Below are 16,663 nucleotides of genomic sequence, written 5' to 3'. Positions count from 1 at the left end.
ATAAAAGTGAGAATGCGCAAAATTCTAGCAATATCTTCACAACAGATAAAGCAGCAAATGAATTTAGTTTTCCTGATCCGAAAAACTTCCGCTATAATGACCGCACTTTTTTACGTTAATTAAAAGGAATTCTCATGCAAAATCCAAAAGATGATGTGTTATATGCGCCTGTTGAATGGGTTGATCACAGTGAAGGCTATAGCGATATTCGCTATCATAAATCCACTGATGGTATTGCTAAAATCACGATTAACCGCCCGGAAGTTCGTAATGCATTTCGTCCACAAACAGTAAAAGAAATGATCACTGCATTTTCTGATGCACGTTTTGATGAAAACATTGGTGTCATTGTACTAACCGGCGAAGGCGAAAAAGCATTCTGTTCTGGTGGTGACCAAAAAGTGCGTGGCGATTACGGTGGTTACAAAGATGACAGCGGCGTACATCACTTAAATGTATTGGATTTCCAACGCGATATTCGTTCTTGTCCAAAACCAGTTGTAGCAATGGTAGCGGGTTATGCAATTGGTGGTGGCCATGTATTACATATGCTTTGCGACTTAACGATTGCTGCTGAAAATGCCATTTTCGGTCAAACAGGGCCAAAAGTTGGTTCATTCGATGGTGGTTGGGGCGCAAGCTATATGGCTCGTTTAGTGGGTCAGAAAAAAGCGCGTGAAATTTGGTTCTTATGCCGTCAATATAATGCACAAGAAGCATTAGACATGGGCTTAGTCAATACCGTTGTGCCTTACGCTGATCTTGAAAAAGAAACCGTGCGTTGGTGTCGTGAAATGTTACGCAACAGTTCAATCGCGATTCGTTGTTTGAAATCAGCATTAAATGCTGACTGTGATGGCCAAGCAGGTCTTCAAGAATTAGCGGGTAACGCAACAATGTTGTTCTACATGACTGAAGAAGGTCAAGAAGGTCGCAATGCGTTTAATGAAAAACGCGCGCCAGACTTCAGCAAATTCAGACGTAATCCTTAATTTATCGTTCTAAAGTGCGGTTAAAAATCTTTGTGAATTTTGACCGCACTTTTGTATTGGGAGCAAGCATGGCTGAAAAATCATTTAATCTTTACCGTTATTCCATCCCCGTTGATAGCCAACTTATTCTGCGTGATCGTTTTTTAAAACGCCGTGAAGGCTTAATCGTAAGAGTGAGTTGCAGCCGAGACGGTTGGGGAGAAATCGCTCCACTACCTGGTTTTAGCGAAGAAACCTTAGACCAAGCTCAAGAACAAGCAATTAAATGGCTAACGACATGGTGCAATGCAAGCTGTGACGCACCTCGCGTACCATTAGATGGCACCTATCCCTCCGTTGCTTTTGGTATCAGTTGCGCAATGGATGAAATGAAAGGTTATTTACAAGCTGAAGGCAATTATCATACTGTACCACTTTGTTATGGCGATCCAGATGAGCTGTACGCCAAACTTGCAAGCATGGAAGACGAAAAAGTAGCAAAGATGAAAGTAGGTATATACGAAGCCAATCGCGATGGATTAATTGCCGATATGTTTTTAGAAGCCATTCCCGATTTACAATTACGACTAGATGCAAACCGCCATTGGTCGTTAGAAAAAGCGTTGCAATTTGCTGCTAAAGTCAAACCGCAACATAGAAAACGTATCCAATTTTTAGAAGAACCTTGTAAAACACAAGCACTCAGCCGTGAATTTGCAGCTCAAACCGACATTGCGATTGCATGGGATGAATCCGTGCGAGAGCCTAATTTTTGCTTGGAAAAAGAACCGAACTTATCGGCGGTCGTAATCAAACCCACTTTAATTGGTTCAATTCAACGTTGTGTAGAACTTATTAAGCAAGCCCATTCGTTGGGTTTAAAAGCGGTTATTAGTTCAAGTATCGAAAGCAGTTTAGGCCTCTCTCAACTTGCGCGAATTGCACAACAATACACTCCGAATGTGACTCCAGGCTTAGACACGTTAGATTTGATGGAATATCAAGTACTACGCACTTGGTCAGATTCTGATTTACCTATTGTGGATTTAGAATCTGAATTTATCACTAAAATTATCTGATTCGACCACCAAAAATCGAAAAACCAGTATAATGCGCCACACAAAAAGGATTAAAAATGTCGCAAACACACAGAATTTTGCTGTTAAATGGCCCGAACTTAAATATGTTAGGGGCTCGCGAGCCAAAACATTATGGCAGTATTTCTCTTGAATCCATTGAAGAAAAAATACAAGCTTTAGCCACTCAGCACAATGTAAAAGTGGAATGTTTTCAAGCCAATAGTGAAGAAAAATTAATTAATAAGATCCACGAAAGTTTTCAACAAGTCGATTTTATTTTAATTAATCCTGCGGCTTACACCCATACCAGTGTAGCATTGCGCGATGCACTTTTAGCTGTTTCAATTCCTTTTGTGGAGATTCATTTATCTAACGTGCATAAACGTGAACCATTTCGTCATCATTCTTATTTTAGTGATGTGGCTGAAGGCGTTATTTGCGGTTTGGGCGCAAAAGGTTACGAATTTGCCTTTTTATTTGCTATCGATTACCTTGCTAAAAAATAAGAAAATCAAGCATTTTTGGCGAAATTCACAGAATTTTATCGCAAATTTGCAAAATTTAAGGTAATCTTTGCAACACAAAAATAATTTTATTCATAACCGCACTTTTTCGTTTAAAAGTGCGGTTAAAATTTCAATCTTTTTAGGAAGAACGTATGGACATTCGTAAAATCAAAAAATTAATCGAATTAGTAGAAGAATCTGGCATTACTGAATTAGAAGTGCAAGAAGAAGAAGGTACAGTACGTATTAGTCGTGCAGCGCCAGCAGTTGCTCCAGCAGCAGTTCAATACGCTGCAGCACCAGTAGTAGCGGCAACACCAGCCGCCGTACCAGCTCAAGCGCCAGCAGCGGCAACACCAGCACCAGCTGCATCTGATGAATTATCAGGCCATCTTGTACGTTCACCAATGGTGGGAACGTTCTATCGCAGTCCAAGCCCAGAAGCAAAAGCATTCGTTGAAGTGGGTCAGTCTGTGAAAGTTGGCGACGCGCTTTGTATCGTTGAAGCAATGAAAATGATGAACCGCATTGAAGCAGACAAAGCTGGCGTAGTAAAAGCAATTCTTATCAACGACGGTGACGCTGTTGAATTCGACGAACCATTAATCGTTATTGAATAATCTCCAATATTTTCGTCGGGCGGACTTTAGTCCGCCTATTTCATATACAAACAATTAGAGCGAATTTATCGTAGGCGATATAAATTGAAATCTGTTCACACCAAATTTTATAGGGAAAACAACATTTCAAGAACCTACATAAAAATTCACGTCTATCTGACTAAACGGACTCTTTTATGTTAGAAAAAGTTGTGATTGCTAACCGCGGTGAAATTGCACTACGCATTTTACGTGCTTGTAAAGAATTAGGTATTAAAACTGTGGCGGTTCACTCCACCGCCGATCGTGATTTAAAACATGTTTTACTCGCTGATGAAACCATTTGTATCGGTCCAGCACCTTCTGCAAAAAGTTATTTAAATATTCCAGCTATCATTGCTGCCGCCGAAGTAACAGGTGCGGATGCAATTCACCCAGGATACGGGTTTTTATCTGAAAATGCTGACTTTGCTGAACAAGTTGAACGTTCAGGTTTCACTTTCATCGGCCCAACAGCAGATGTCATCCGTTTAATGGGCGATAAAGTTTCAGCTATTAAAGCAATGAAAAAAGCGGGTGTGCCTTGTGTACCAGGTTCTGATGGCCCAGTAGGTAATGATATTGCTAAAAATAAAGAAATCGCAAAACGTATTGGCTATCCAATCATCATCAAAGCATCAGGCGGTGGTGGCGGCCGAGGTATGCGTGTTGTACGTAGCGAAGACACATTAGAAGAATCTATCGCGATGACCAAAGCAGAAGCAAAAGCTGCATTTAATAATGATATGGTCTATATGGAAAAATACTTAGAAAATCCACGTCACGTGGAAATTCAAGTATTAGCAGATACTCATGGAAATGCAGTTTATTTGGCTGAACGTGACTGCTCAATGCAGCGTCGTCACCAAAAAGTTGTGGAAGAAGCGCCAGCTCCAGGTATCACTGAAGAAGTTCGCCGAGATATTGGCTCACGCTGTGCAAAAGCGTGTGTAGAAATCGGCTATCGCGGAGCAGGTACGTTTGAATTCTTATATGAAAATGGCGAATTTTATTTCATTGAAATGAATACTCGTATTCAAGTGGAACACCCAGTAACTGAAATGATTACAGGTGTAGATTTAGTGAAAGAGCAATTACGCATCGCAGCAGGCTTGCCGATTTCCTTTAAACAAGAAGACATCAAAGTTAAAGGCCACGCAATGGAATGCCGTATTAACGCAGAAGATCCCAAAACATTCTTACCGTCTCCGGGCAAAGTAAATCACTTACATTCACCGGGCGGTTTGGGCGTTCGTTGGGATTCTCATGTTTATGGCGGCTATACGGTGCCTCCACATTACGACTCTATGATCGCAAAACTTATCACTTATGGTGATACGCGTGAAGTTGCAATCCGTCGTATGCAAAATGCATTATCTGAAACCATTATTGATGGTATCAAAACCAATATCCCACTTCATGAATTAATTCTTGAAGATGAAAATTTCCAAAAAGGCGGAACAAACATCCACTATTTGGAGAAAAAATTAGGGATGCATGAATAATTTATAAGTTATTAAGGTAAAGGCAGACATTGTTTTTACCTTATTTTTTATAGATTTATACATAATGATATTAATTTTATGGTAAGATGAAAGTCTACATAAATTTATTTTATGTATTTGTATTAAATGTGTTTAATAAAGAACTTAGAGGTAAACTATGAAGAATGCGATTTTAAAGTTTAGTTTAACAGCTTTAGCTACATTAACTTTAGCTGCTTGTGGAAGTAGTGGCGGTGGTGATAATTCAACACACTCAGCTATTTCAGAACAACCAGCTACTCCAGCACAACCAGCTACTCCAGCACAACCAGCTACTCCAGCACAACCAGCTACTCCAGCACAACCAGCTACTTCAGCACAACCAGCTACTTCAGCAGAGGCAGGGAAAGGCAAAGACCCCTTATCAGATAATTATTTTCCATCAACAGGGCAAGTATCAGGTAATCATTTAAACTTATCAGTAAAAGAAGTTAAATCAGTTGATATTACAACGTTCTTAAGTAATGAACCTGACGAAGTTAATAAATTAATTGTTGAAGGGAAAGCAATTGATATTATTCCTGGTAACCTATCTTCAGGCAAATATATACTAACAGATGCGAAGAATGAAATACGCCTTGTCGGTGGAAGACAAAATATTCGTTGGGGATATGTTGGTTCTTCTCAAACAACTGAGCATTATGTTGTAGCCTAAGGTACATACGCCACCAGTAAAAGCGATATGGACAAGATGGCAGGAGTAATTCAATATTCTGGTTATGCTGCACATTTATATAACACCGTTCCAAGAAACCCTGGAGTTGATAAGGTTGTTCCTGGTAAAGTGGATATTAATGTAGACTTTGGTACTAAAAAATTAGCTGGTAAGATAGTTGCTACCGATAATTACCAATTTGGCGCAGACTCAGTCGTCAATTTATCTGCTGATGTTAAAGGAAATAAATTTGAAGGTTCGCTAAACGGCACTTCAACAGAAGGAGCCTTCTATGGTAAAGATGCTGCTGAATTAACAGGATATTATGTTAATCCTGATAAAAAATATTTAGGTGTTTACGGCGCATCTAAACAATAATTTTTAGTATTCCTTAATAAAGCAAGCTCAGGCTTGCTTTATTCTTTACCAATAAGGATAAAAATGAATATACGAACTAAATTTATTTTATTTCTCGGCTCATCATTATTTCTTACGTCATATTCTATTGCCGAGGAAAAATCTCCACAACCACATGATGGGCGTTTAGATGAACAGCTACATTTGGCTAAACCAAATTTACCACAAAAAATACCCGCACTTTTGACCAATAATAATCCATCAAAGTTATCGATTACAAAAGAAGAATTAGCCAAACACCCAGACTTGATTATTCGCGGTCTTATCCCTGCAGTATTACAAAATAATGGCGAGGCGGTACAGCTTTTATTGCCGCTATATCAGCCTTTACCTAAAAAAGATCCGTTTTTATTAGAATGGGCGGAAGCAATTGACTTACGAGAAAAAGGGCATTTTTCTGATTCCGTTAAAGCCTACCGACACTTATTTTCACAAAAAACTGATCTTTTACCTTTACGCTATCAATTAGCTCAAGCCTTGTTTCTGAATAATGATAACGAGGCGGCAAAAGATCAATTTCAAAAGTTAAGAGCAGAGCAAGTTTCCCCTGATTCTGTAAAAATAATTGAACAATATCTTTCAGCCTTAAATCAACGAGATCAATGGAAAATCCAAGGTGGATTTAGTTTTTTAAATGAAAGTAATATTAATAATGCGCCAAAAGCAGGCACCAAAATTGGCAACTGGACAGCTTGGGAAAAAGAAAGTGCCAGAGGATTCTCTTATTTTGGCAATGCTGAAAAGAAATGGTCACTACCCCACAACCACTTTACAAAATTGTCCTTGGAAGGTAGTGGGAAATATTATTGGGATAACAAAAAATATAATGAGTTTAACGTGAGAGCTGGTGTAGGTCTTGGATACCAAACTGCGCGATTTGAAGTCTCCTTGATGCCATTTACTGAAAAACGTTGGTATGCGGGCGGCTCATCTGGCGGAAATGCGATGAAACAATACTCTAAAAATTCAGGTGCTAGATTGGATTTATCCAATTGGATAAATGAAAAATGGCAAATTTCGACCGCACTTGAGTATGGTGAACAACGCTATGAAACTCGTAAACATCTAAATGGAAATAACTATCTAGCTTCCGCTACGCTACTTTACCTAGCGAAAAATGGACAGTATTGGTTTGGTGGAGCTGATTATAATCGAGAAAATACTCGGGATTTAGATAATGCTTATCAACGAAAAAATGTCCGATTAGGATGGGGACAAGAATGGAAAGCGGGTATATCAACTCGTTTAATCCTGAATTATGCACAACGTGCCTATAAAGAAAAAGATCTTATTGGGATTCGCCAGAAAAATAAGGAATATGCATCAGTATTTACTATTTGGCATAGAAACTTTCATATCTGGGGAATCACACCGAAATTATCTTGGTCGTATCAAAAGGTAACCAGTAATCATCCTTTTTATGAATATGATAAAAATCGAATTTACTTAGAAATCAGCAAAACATTTTGAATTATTCAAAAAAGTTGTAAGATTGGCAAACATAAGGGGCGTATAAAATATATGTCCCTTATACCATTCAAAAATATATTTTCACTTATAAAAATTTTAAGGAAGAAACATGACATTAAAACAACGTTATCAACAAGCGGCCAAGGAAGCTAGTTGGGCATTAGGACTATCTATTTTATATGTGATAGGTTGGTGCTTATGTGCTTATTTGCCTAAAGAAACTCAAGGGCCTATTGGTTTCCCTCTCTGGTTCGAACTCTCTTGTATTTATTTGCCTATTCTATTTATTGTAATTGGCCATTGGATTATCAAAATTATTTATCAAGATATCTCTCTTGAAATCAAAGATGAGGAGAATCAAAAATGAATTTAGGTATTATTCTCCCGTTAATTATTTATCTTGCATTTATATTTGGTGCGGCGATTTTCGCTTATGTAAAACGAACAAAAGGCGATTTCCTAACGGAATATTATGTAGGTAACCGCTCGATGACTGGTTTTGTTCTTGCAATGACAACCGCGTCAACTTATGCCAGTGCAAGTTCTTTTGTCGGAGGGCCTGGTGCAGCTTATAAATACGGATTAGGTTGGGTATTACTGGCGATGATTCAAGTTCCGGCAGTATGGCTTGCATTAGGCGCATTAGGTAAAAAATTCGCACTATTATCAAGAGAAACCAATGCATTAACCATTAACGATCTTTTCCTTTATCGTTATAAAAACAAATATTTAGTCTGGTTATCAAGCCTTGCCCTTCTTCTCGCATTTTTTGCAGCCATGACTGTGCAATTTATTGGCGGTGCACGTTTATTAGAAACAACCATCGGCATTTCTTATACTCAAGCATTGCTCTTATTTGCTTTAACGGTAGGTATCTATACATTTATCGGGGGGTTCCGCGCCGTTGTACTCACAGATACCATTCAAGGTACCGTCATGATTTTAGGTACTATTATTCTCCTTGTAGGAACCATTTATGCGCTCGGCGGTGTAGAAAGTGCGGTTAATAAATTAACAGAAATCGATCCTGCATTAGTCACGCCTTACGGGCCAAATAGAATGTTAGATTTTCAATTTATGGCTTCCTTCTGGGTACTCGTCTGTTTCGGGGTCGTCGGTCTTCCACACACTGCTGTTCGATGCATGGCATTTAAAGATAGCAAAGCCTTACATAGAGGGATGCTGATTGGAACCATTGTACTTTCCATCATTATGTTCGGGATGCACTTAGCTGGTGCACTTGGTCGTGCAGTTATTCCAAATTTAACGGTATCGGATCAAGTGATTCCGACTTTAATGCTAAAAGTATTACCGCCTATTATTGCCGGTATTTTCTTAGCCGCACCGATGTCAGCAATTATGTCCACAATTGATGCGCAACTTATTCAATCGTCTTCTATTTTTGTAAAAGATTTATACCTTTCTACAAAACCAGAAGCCGCAAAAAATGAGAAAAAAGTGAGCTATTTTTCATCAATTATTACGCTGATCTTGACCGCACTTTTAATCTTTGCCGCCCTCAATCCACCAGATATGATTATTTGGTTAAACCTATTTGCCTTTGGCGGACTGGAAGCCGCATTTTTATGGGTGATTGTGCTGGGAATTTACTGGGATAAAGCAAATGCTTATGGTGCGTTAAGCTCAATGATTATCGGCTTGGGAAGTTATATCTTGCTCACTCAACTTGGCATAAAATTATTTAATTTCCATCAAATCGTACCATCATTAGTATTTGGATTGATTGCCTTTTTAGTGGGTAATAAATTGGGCGAACGTCGTATTGAAAAAACTCAATTAAAAGTTACCGCACTTTAAGCATTAATCAATATGCTATCACCTTCTTCTAAATGAGAGGAAGGTGATATTTAATTTTCTCACTTTCAGCAATTTCTACGCTAAAACATAGAATTGAAACAATTCACAGGGATACATCAATGCTCTATCAAATTCTTGCACTACTTATTTGGAGCAGTTCATTAATCGTCGGTAAGCTCACTTATTCGATGATGGATCCTGTGCTTGTTGTGCAAGTGCGGTTAATTATTGCAATGATTATTGTCATGCCACTCTTTTTACGTCGTTGGAAAAAAATTGATAAACCAATGCGTAAACAGCTTTGGTGGTTGGCATTCTTTAACTATACCGCCGTATTTTTATTGCAATTCATCGGGCTAAAATATACATCCGCCTCCAGTGCAGTCACCATGATTGGGCTAGAACCGCTGCTCATTGTATTTGTCGGGCATTTCTTCTTTAAAGACAAAGCAAAATGGTTTCACTGGCTATTCGGCGCAATGGCATTTATTGGCGTGGCAATTTTAATCAATGGCGGAAAAAATAATGAAGGCATTGATAACATCAGTTTATTCGGCTGTTTATTAGTACTAAGTGCAGGGATCATTTTCGCAGCCGTGTTACGTTGGACACAGCGAATTGTGGCCAAAGTCTCAACGCAAGCTTATACCTCCGTCAGCATTGTACTTGGAACCATCACAACATTGCCATTTACGGTATTACTCACAGAAAACTGGCAAATATCATTAAATTCTACTGGTATTGCAGGTTTATTATATCTTGCCATTGGCTGTAGCTGGCTTGCCTATTGGTTATGGAATAAAGGCCTTAATAGTGTAGATGCCAATATCTCCGGTATTTTAGTCGCACTTGAGCCGCTATTCGGCATCTTATTTGCCGTATCATTACTTGGCGAAACACTGTCATTTTCAGCCGCACTTGGTATAACAATCATCATGCTCGCGACACTTGGCTCGACTTTACTGCCGAAACTTTTGAAAAAATCGGTATAATACGCCCCATTTTATGAAATAAAGGAAAAAACAAATGGCTTGGATTCAAATTCGCCTAAATAGTACCAATGAAAAAGCAGAACAAATGAGTGATTTTTTAGAAGAAATCGGCTCCGTTTCTGTGACTTTTATGGATAGTCAAGATACACCGATTTTTGAGCCTTTGCCTGGTGAAACTCGTTTATGGGGCAACACCGATGTTATTGCGTTATTTGATGCAGAAACAGATATGGCAGAAATCGTCCGTTTATTAAAAGAAGCGAAACACTTAGATAGCAATACCGCATACAAAATTGAACAAATAGAAGATAAAGACTGGGAGCGCGAGTGGATGGATAACTTCCACCCAATGCAATTTGGTAAGCGTTTATGGATTTGTCCAAGTTGGCGTGATGTGCCTGATGAAAATGCCGTCAATGTTATGCTCGACCCAGGTTTAGCGTTTGGTACAGGTACTCATCCTACAACCGCGCTATGTTTAGAATGGCTAGATGGCCTAGATTTAAAAGATAAAACCATCATCGATTTTGGTTGTGGTTCAGGCATTTTAGCCATTGCCGCATTAAAACTTGGAGCAAAAAGTGCGGTGGGAATTGATATCGATCCACAAGCAATTCTAGCCAGTCGCAATAATGCCGAGCAAAATGGTGTTGCAGATCGCCTACAACTGTTCTTATCTAATGAAAAACCCTCTGATTTAAAAGCTGATGTCGTTGTGGCAAATATTCTTGCTGGCCCTCTCAAAGAACTTTACCCAATCATTAGCCAACTTGTTAAACCGAATGGCGATCTTGGTTTATCAGGCATTTTAGAAACTCAAGCTCAATCGGTATACGATGCCTATACGCAAACATTTGCGTTAGAGCCAGTCGAAGTCAGAGAAGAATGGTGCCGAATTACGGGTAAGCTAAAAACGCTTTAATTTCTTTTTGTCAATCAAAAAAAGTGTATTTTTTAAACAAATTTCACTTTGCAAAGTAAGGCAAAATGCGTATTATAGCCAACCTTGTCGGTCGTCGACCAGTTCGACACTAATTAGATTTAGGCTTGCTAGGAAGGTAACGTAAAATGCGAATCGGTTCATACCAATTAAAAAATCGTGTTTTACTTGCACCAATGGCGGGTATTACCGACCAGCCTTTCCGTCGTCTTTGTGCATATTATGGTGCTGGGCTCACATTTTCAGAAATGATGTCCACAAATCCGCAAGTTTGGCATACCGAAAAATCCAAATTGCGTTTGGCACATAGCGAAGATTTAGGTCTCAATGCCGTGCAAATTGCAGGTAGTGATCCACTAGAAATGGCACAAGCTGCTGCTATCAACGTGGAATATGGCGCTCAAATCATTGACATTAATATGGGATGCCCCGCCAAAAAAGTAAATCGCAAACTCGCAGGCTCTGCATTGTTGCAATTTCCAGATTTGGTGGAAAAAATCTTGCGAGAAGTAGTTTCCGCCGTCAATGTGCCAGTGACTTTAAAAATTCGTACAGGCTGGGATAAATCTAATCGAAACTGCGTTCAAATCGGCAAAATTGCAGAACAATGTGGCATACAAGCATTAACGGTGCATGGTCGTACACGAGCTTGTCTTTTTGAAGGCGAAGCGGAATATGACAACATCAAAGCCGTTAAACAAGCAATTGCCATACCGGTTATAGCCAATGGTGATATTGATTCTGCTCGGAAAGCAAAATTCGTTCTCGATTATACTGGAGCGGATGCCATTATGATCGGTCGTGCTGCCTTAGGTAACCCTTGGTTATTTCAAGCTGTGGAAAACCTAATTGAACATGACTCGATAAGCCAAATGCCAAGTTTAAACGAAAAGTGCGGTCAAATTTTGCGTCATATTCAAGAATTACATCAATTCTATGGCGAACAAAAAGGCTATCGCATTGCGCGTAAACACGTGGCCTGGTATTTACAGGGAATTCAACCTGATTCCGTTTTTAAACAGACTTTTAATGCAATTAGTGATCCAAAAGAGCAACTCATTGTATTGGAAGATTTTTTCAATTTAATTTTGGATAAAGAAAAATGTTAGAACAACAACGTAGTCCTGCTGATGCTTTAACGGTATCAGTATTAAATGCGCAATCACAAGTGACCAACAAACCATTACGCGATTCAGTAAAACAAGCATTGCGTAATTATTTAGCGCAATTAGATGGTCAAGATGTGAATGATCTTTACGAATTAGTATTAGCGGAAGTTGAACACCCGATGTTAGATATGATTATGCAATATACTCGTGGTAATCAAACCCGTGCAGCAAATATGCTTGGTATCAACCGCGGTACATTACGTAAAAAACTAAAAAAATACGGTATGGGCTAAATTGACCTCATTTTAACCCTAAAAAGGAAGCTAACGCTTCCTTTTTTAGTTGAAATGTATTGAAATCATTTTAAGAATTATTATTTGGCGTTTCTTCAGATTCCTCAATCAATATTCCTGCTGTTTCATCATTTAATGCTTGAGCATCGACATGAGGTTTAATAAATGGTTTTGGGGTCCAATATTTTTTTAAGATTTCATTAGAAAAACCATGCAGAACTTCCTCATTTAGGCGTTCTTGATCCAATGCTCTAACTTCTTTAATGACTTCATCAGCCTCAATCTTATCTATACCAAGTTTCATCAATGTTGCTTGACTAAGCGCAATGGCAGATTCAAACGTTTCACGCACAATAAAATCTACATCTTGCTTAATTAGGCTTACTGTCGTTTTTCTATCATAAGTGCGGGTTAAAATCGGCAAGTTTGGATAAGCCCCTTTAAGTTGGCTCACAATCGTTTCAATGCGATCTGTATCATTAATACCAATCACGACACATTTAGCTTTTTCAATTCCCGCGGCGTAAAGTACATCTAAACGAATACCATCACCATAATAGACTTTAAAACCAAATTTTGCCGCAGCACGGATATTTTCTATATTACGATCAATCACTGAAACGCTGATGCCACGGATTAATAATGTTTGACATACGATTTGGCTAAAACGACCAAAACCAATTACAAGCACGTTATCTTCTAAATCATCAATAGGCGACAGATCACTCGTATCTGGTTGATTAGGCGATTTTCTCTCTCCAGATTGCGCTAATTTACGAGTAATTTGTGTAATAAATGGAGAAAACAACATGGAAATAATTACCGCTGCAGTAAAAGTGGCGTTTTCATGGTTGCTCATTACGCCTGCTGTCGTTGCGGCAGAGAAAAGTACGAAAGCAAATTCACCACCATGCGCCAAAAGTGACATTCTTCCCACTGCTTCTCTATGTTCTAAGCGAGTGATTCGAGCAACAACATACACAGAAAGTCCTTTACCAATAATATAAAGGAATACAATTCCGAGTAGTAATAACCAGTGATTAAACACTAAGCTCAAATCCAATGACATGCCCACGCCCATAAAAAACAAGCCGAGCAATAGACCTCGAAATGGCTCTATATCTGCTTCTAATTGATGGCGAAACGAAGATTCTGACAGCATAACGCCCGCTACAAATGCCCCCATTGCCATTGAAAGTCCACCTATTTCCATGGCTAATGCTGCGCCAAGCACAACTAATAAAGCAGCAGCTGTCATCATCTCACGAATATGTGCTTTAGAAATTAATCGGAATAATGGATTCATTAACCATTTACCCGCGACAATCAAGCCGATTACTGCCCCTAATGCGATGCCGATTGACATCCAATCGGTATGAGTGCTTTCTTCAGAATGAGGCGCAAGAAACGCCACTGATGCCAATAATGGCACAATAGCAATATCTTCAAAAATTAAAGTCGAAATAATTCGCTGACCTTTAGATGTGCTGGTAATGCAACGTTCTTCTAACGTTTGCATCACAATGGCGGTTGAAGAAAGTGTAAATCCCATACCTGCTATAAATGCGACTTCTTTTGGTAAATCGAGCAAATAAATCCCCGATAAAGTAAGCAATACACCACAACCTCCAACTTGCAGCAAACCCCTACCAAAAATTGCTTTTTTCATAGACCAAAGCCGTTCAGGGTGCATTTCAAGCCCAATAATGAACAAGAACATCACGACACCCAATTCAGCCAAATGCACGACTGAAGCCGGATCTTGAATAACACCGAAAACTGAGGGACCAATCATACAACCCGCCACTAAATACCCAAGCACGCTACCAAGCCCTAGACGTTTAAATAACGGCACAATAGTCACGCTCGACGCAAGCAAAATTACGGTTTTAATCAGTTCTGAATCGGCAAGATGGGACATTAATAGCTCCAATGATGAAATGGAATATAATTGTATTCTAACTAGTTTTCTTTAAATAAAAAAGTGAGCATATCTCATATTATGCTCACTTTAGAAATGGATAAAACCTAAGTTCAATTAATTAACTTAAAATGTCTTTTCAAACAACATATTCACATTCTTCTGAGTGTAAGAATACATTTCTGGAATATTGCTATCTTGTTTACGCCAACTTAATTGGAGTTTTGGTGTAATTCCCCAAATATGCCAATCGCGTTTCCATAGGGATAAATTTATGCCGTAAATTTTATCTTCTCGACGTTTTCCAAAAGAAAACAAATTGAGGTTACCAAGTTTGGCAATATCTTTAAATTCACGTTTCATTATGGATAAGCCGAGACGTGAGGAAATGCCCCAATTCCATTCTTGTCCCCAACCTAAACGTAAGCTTTTACTGTCTGAACCATATTGACGAACCTTCGTTCTTTCTGCCATAAAATCAGAACCGAGGTAGAAAAACTGTTTCGGTGTTCTTGCCCACAGTAAGGTTGCGGAAATCAATTTGTTATTACCGTTTTGTGATGTACTGTCTAAATAACGTTGTTTTGAAAATTCTCCCGCCGTAAAAAGTTGCCAGTTTGGACTTAACCAGCGAGAAAATTCCCCCCTTGCCCCATTAGACCAACGGTAACTTTCGCCGCCATACCAACGTTTTTCATAAAAGGGTTTAATACGGAAATTTTGCTTTGCGGTTTTATGTGCATAGCCAACAAAAGTGCGGTTGGAAATATCATCAAATTTATGATTATCCCAGTAGCTCTTTCCCCCAAACTCATTGCCCACCGTGAGGTAATTAGAGCTCCATAAATTAAAATCTCTCGAAATATCGAGTGAATACGCCAAACCGTGTGCTGTTTGTGGCATCATCGATTCCGAACGTATTAAGGTGCCACCATTATTTAATGCGACCGTTTTTCCCTCGCCGACATTGTTGACATTGGTATCACGCACATAATTAAAAGAAAAATCCACATTCCAGCTATCACGTTCTTTTAAAGCCTCTAAATAAGCATCCATTAAACGCTTAACTTGAGGCGGTAAATCCTCTGCGGTTTGTGCTTTTTCAAATTGGTCTTTAGCAGCACCGTCTTGTTTTTGATTGAATAAAGCGATAGCCAGTTCAATTCGTACAGGGTTTAAATTTGGATTTTTGGCTAAAATTTCGCGATATTTATCAATAGCTACAGTATAGTTTTCCGTTATCGCAGCCAATTTTCCTTCCGCAAAGCGTTCCATAATCGGGTCACGATTTGGAAAAGTGCGGTAAATTTCCAGCAATTTTTTTATCATTTCTGGATTGCGTGCGTAAATGGCACGGCTTAATAATTCGTGGGTTAAAGCGGGGTTTTGTTTAAGTTGCTCAAGGGTAATTTGAATTTGTTCGACTTGCTCTGTGCCTAAGGGCGGTAAATTTTGTTCGCGTTTTTCAAGTTTAGCGACATTAATTTGTGGTTCAAGTTCGGTTTTAATTGGTGTTTGACGAATATCTAGTGCCGTTGTTTCTGCTAAAGCAAGAGCAGGGAAAAGTGCAGTAAAAAAGAGAGCAATATTTTTCATAAAATGAGTAACTTTAAATAAATATTTATAAACAAATAATAAGTTGAAAAATGGCGGACAAAAATCCGCCAAATATTGTTTTATAACAATTATTTAAGTTGTTTGGTTGCATCAAAAAAGGCTTCATAGTCAAAAAGATATTTTATTTCACCATCTTTGCCTGCAACGGTTGGATACATACCAGAATCTGGATCAAAAATATAGTTCACACGTCCAACTATGTCGCTACCATCTTTTGAAATAGTAGCAGAATAACTACCTGAAGCCTCATCCCCAAAATCTACATGACCACCATTCACTTTATTTTTTATAATCTCTTTTGGTACAAAGCTAATTGTACCTACGGTTGTACTATCGATAGTTCCCGACATTTTAAATTTATCAGAAGAATCTTTTTGAACATTAAGTGTAACATCACCGTCTTCACCTATCGTTGTTCGTGCGAAGCGTTCCTCGTCAGTGTTACTAAGCTTAACTTTTGCAAATACTTTACCTTTATAAGTTGCATTAACTAAATCGCTAGATTTACCATCTACTACAGGTAGATAAAACAGCTTTTTAAGATCATCGTATGAAGATGCCGCTGGTTTAGGTGCTTCTGCCTCTTTAGCTGCTTCTGCCTCTTTAGCTGCTGCTTCTGCTTCTTTAGCTGCGGCTTCTGCTTTAGCTGCTGCTTCTGCTTCTTTAGCTGCGGCTTCTGCTTTAGCTGCTTCT

The 16,663-nt window shown here is 38.8% G+C and carries 17 protein-coding genes; 14 read left to right on the top strand and 3 right to left on the bottom strand.

Annotated features, from left to right (window positions below; translation table 11 throughout):
* Positions 1-134: 134 nt before the first annotated feature.
* The 14 genes from menB to fis all read left to right on the top strand — a co-directional run bounded on the left by menB (position 135) and on the right by fis (position 12,432).
* Positions 135-992, top strand: a complete 858-nt coding sequence (gene menB, locus AAX18_RS05840; protein WP_046953260.1) for a 1,4-dihydroxy-2-naphthoyl-CoA synthase — start codon at positions 135-137, stop codon at positions 990-992.
* A 68-nt stretch (positions 993-1,060) separates the two neighbouring features.
* The gene (gene menC, locus AAX18_RS05835; RefSeq protein WP_046953259.1) at positions 1,061-2,050 is read left to right on the top strand and encodes an o-succinylbenzoate synthase; all 990 of its coding nucleotides are present in this window, start codon (positions 1,061-1,063) and stop codon (positions 2,048-2,050) included.
* Positions 2,051-2,106: 56 nt separating this feature from the next.
* Positions 2,107-2,556 carry a type II 3-dehydroquinate dehydratase gene (aroQ, locus tag AAX18_RS05830; RefSeq protein ID WP_005626699.1) on the top strand — a complete coding sequence of 150 codons (450 nt, stop codon included), beginning with the start codon at positions 2,107-2,109 and terminating at the stop codon, positions 2,554-2,556.
* A 152-nt stretch (positions 2,557-2,708) separates the two neighbouring features.
* Entirely contained in the window at positions 2,709-3,176 is a 468-nt protein-coding gene (accB, locus tag AAX18_RS05825) for an acetyl-CoA carboxylase biotin carboxyl carrier protein (RefSeq protein WP_005626697.1), read from the top strand.
* Positions 3,177-3,352: 176 nt separating this feature from the next.
* Positions 3,353-4,699, top strand: coding sequence for an acetyl-CoA carboxylase biotin carboxylase subunit (accC, locus tag AAX18_RS05820; protein ID WP_046953258.1), 1,347 nt, complete (start codon positions 3,353-3,355; stop codon positions 4,697-4,699).
* A 157-nt stretch (positions 4,700-4,856) separates the two neighbouring features.
* Entirely contained in the window at positions 4,857-5,393 is a 537-nt protein-coding gene (locus AAX18_RS08940) for a hypothetical protein (protein ID WP_052748877.1), read from the top strand.
* Positions 5,394-5,429: 36 nt separating this feature from the next.
* On the top strand, positions 5,430-5,771 hold the full coding sequence (locus AAX18_RS05810) for a transferrin-binding protein-like solute binding protein (RefSeq protein ID WP_046953257.1): 342 nt from the start codon (positions 5,430-5,432) through the stop codon (positions 5,769-5,771).
* 63 nt (positions 5,772-5,834) lie between these two features.
* Positions 5,835-7,280: a surface lipoprotein assembly modifier gene (locus tag AAX18_RS05805; protein WP_046953256.1), complete on the top strand. Its 1,446-nt coding sequence runs from the start codon at positions 5,835-5,837 to the stop codon at positions 7,278-7,280.
* Between the two features lie 109 nt (positions 7,281-7,389).
* The gene (locus tag AAX18_RS05800) at positions 7,390-7,647 is read left to right on the top strand and encodes a YhdT family protein (protein ID WP_005634512.1); all 258 of its coding nucleotides are present in this window, start codon (positions 7,390-7,392) and stop codon (positions 7,645-7,647) included.
* Positions 7,644-9,098: a sodium/pantothenate symporter gene (gene panF / locus AAX18_RS05795; protein WP_046953255.1), complete on the top strand. Its 1,455-nt coding sequence runs from the start codon at positions 7,644-7,646 to the stop codon at positions 9,096-9,098. The genes AAX18_RS05800 and panF overlap by 4 nt, the downstream gene beginning before the upstream one ends.
* A 119-nt stretch (positions 9,099-9,217) precedes the next feature.
* Positions 9,218-10,090 carry a DMT family transporter gene (locus tag AAX18_RS05790; RefSeq protein ID WP_046953254.1) on the top strand — a complete coding sequence of 291 codons (873 nt, stop codon included), beginning with the start codon at positions 9,218-9,220 and terminating at the stop codon, positions 10,088-10,090.
* Between the two features lie 34 nt (positions 10,091-10,124).
* Positions 10,125-11,012 (top strand): 50S ribosomal protein L11 methyltransferase, encoded by an 888-nt coding sequence (gene prmA, locus AAX18_RS05785; protein ID WP_046953253.1) that lies wholly within the window; start codon positions 10,125-10,127, stop codon positions 11,010-11,012.
* 146 nt (positions 11,013-11,158) lie between these two features.
* Positions 11,159-12,139 (top strand): tRNA dihydrouridine synthase DusB, encoded by a 981-nt coding sequence (dusB, locus tag AAX18_RS05780; protein WP_046953252.1) that lies wholly within the window; start codon positions 11,159-11,161, stop codon positions 12,137-12,139.
* Positions 12,133-12,432, top strand: coding sequence for a DNA-binding transcriptional regulator Fis (fis, locus tag AAX18_RS05775; RefSeq protein WP_005646807.1), 300 nt, complete (start codon positions 12,133-12,135; stop codon positions 12,430-12,432). Before dusB ends, fis begins: the two co-directional genes overlap by 7 nt.
* Positions 12,433-12,502: 70 nt before the next feature.
* On the opposite strand, the gene AAX18_RS05770 is transcribed toward fis, so the two are convergent.
* The 3 genes from AAX18_RS05770 to AAX18_RS08935 all read right to left on the bottom strand — a co-directional run.
* The gene (locus AAX18_RS05770; RefSeq protein ID WP_005626354.1) at positions 12,503-14,353 is read right to left on the bottom strand and encodes a monovalent cation:proton antiporter-2 (CPA2) family protein; all 1,851 of its coding nucleotides are present in this window, start codon (positions 14,351-14,353) and stop codon (positions 12,503-12,505) included.
* A gap of 126 nt (positions 14,354-14,479) precedes the next feature.
* Positions 14,480-15,949 carry a surface lipoprotein assembly modifier gene (locus AAX18_RS05765; RefSeq protein ID WP_046953251.1) on the bottom strand — a complete coding sequence of 490 codons (1,470 nt, stop codon included), beginning with the start codon at positions 15,947-15,949 and terminating at the stop codon, positions 14,480-14,482.
* A gap of 89 nt (positions 15,950-16,038) precedes the next feature.
* Positions 16,039-16,663, bottom strand: a 625-nt coding sequence (locus AAX18_RS08935) for a hypothetical protein (RefSeq protein WP_046953250.1), incomplete at its 5' end; no start/stop codon positions are given.

The sequence above is a fragment of the Haemophilus haemolyticus genome (assembly GCF_001008205.1).
Classification (GTDB): domain Bacteria; phylum Pseudomonadota; class Gammaproteobacteria; order Enterobacterales; family Pasteurellaceae; genus Haemophilus; species Haemophilus haemolyticus_Q.
This window is presented reverse-complemented; position numbering and strand designations above follow the sequence as displayed.

Coding starts and splice junctions, on each gene's coding strand:
- AAX18_RS08940 (WP_052748877.1), top strand. CDS start 4,857: ATGAAGAATGCGATTTTAAAGTTTAGTTTAACAGCTTTAGCTACATTA.
- fis (WP_005646807.1), top strand. CDS start 12,133: ATGTTAGAACAACAACGTAGTCCTGCTGATGCTTTAACGGTATCAGTA.
- menB (WP_046953260.1), top strand. CDS start 135: ATGCAAAATCCAAAAGATGATGTGTTATATGCGCCTGTTGAATGGGTT.
- AAX18_RS05805 (WP_046953256.1), top strand. CDS start 5,835: ATGAATATACGAACTAAATTTATTTTATTTCTCGGCTCATCATTATTT.
- AAX18_RS05790 (WP_046953254.1), top strand. CDS start 9,218: ATGCTCTATCAAATTCTTGCACTACTTATTTGGAGCAGTTCATTAATC.
- AAX18_RS05770 (WP_005626354.1), bottom strand. CDS start 14,353: ATGTCCCATCTTGCCGATTCAGAACTGATTAAAACCGTAATTTTGCTT.
- AAX18_RS05800 (WP_005634512.1), top strand. CDS start 7,390: ATGACATTAAAACAACGTTATCAACAAGCGGCCAAGGAAGCTAGTTGG.
- panF (WP_046953255.1), top strand. CDS start 7,644: ATGAATTTAGGTATTATTCTCCCGTTAATTATTTATCTTGCATTTATA.
- AAX18_RS05765 (WP_046953251.1), bottom strand. CDS start 15,949: ATGAAAAATATTGCTCTCTTTTTTACTGCACTTTTCCCTGCTCTTGCT.
- AAX18_RS05810 (WP_046953257.1), top strand. CDS start 5,430: ATGGCAGGAGTAATTCAATATTCTGGTTATGCTGCACATTTATATAAC.
- menC (WP_046953259.1), top strand. CDS start 1,061: ATGGCTGAAAAATCATTTAATCTTTACCGTTATTCCATCCCCGTTGAT.
- aroQ (WP_005626699.1), top strand. CDS start 2,107: ATGTCGCAAACACACAGAATTTTGCTGTTAAATGGCCCGAACTTAAAT.
- accC (WP_046953258.1), top strand. CDS start 3,353: ATGTTAGAAAAAGTTGTGATTGCTAACCGCGGTGAAATTGCACTACGC.
- prmA (WP_046953253.1), top strand. CDS start 10,125: ATGGCTTGGATTCAAATTCGCCTAAATAGTACCAATGAAAAAGCAGAA.
- dusB (WP_046953252.1), top strand. CDS start 11,159: ATGCGAATCGGTTCATACCAATTAAAAAATCGTGTTTTACTTGCACCA.
- accB (WP_005626697.1), top strand. CDS start 2,709: ATGGACATTCGTAAAATCAAAAAATTAATCGAATTAGTAGAAGAATCT.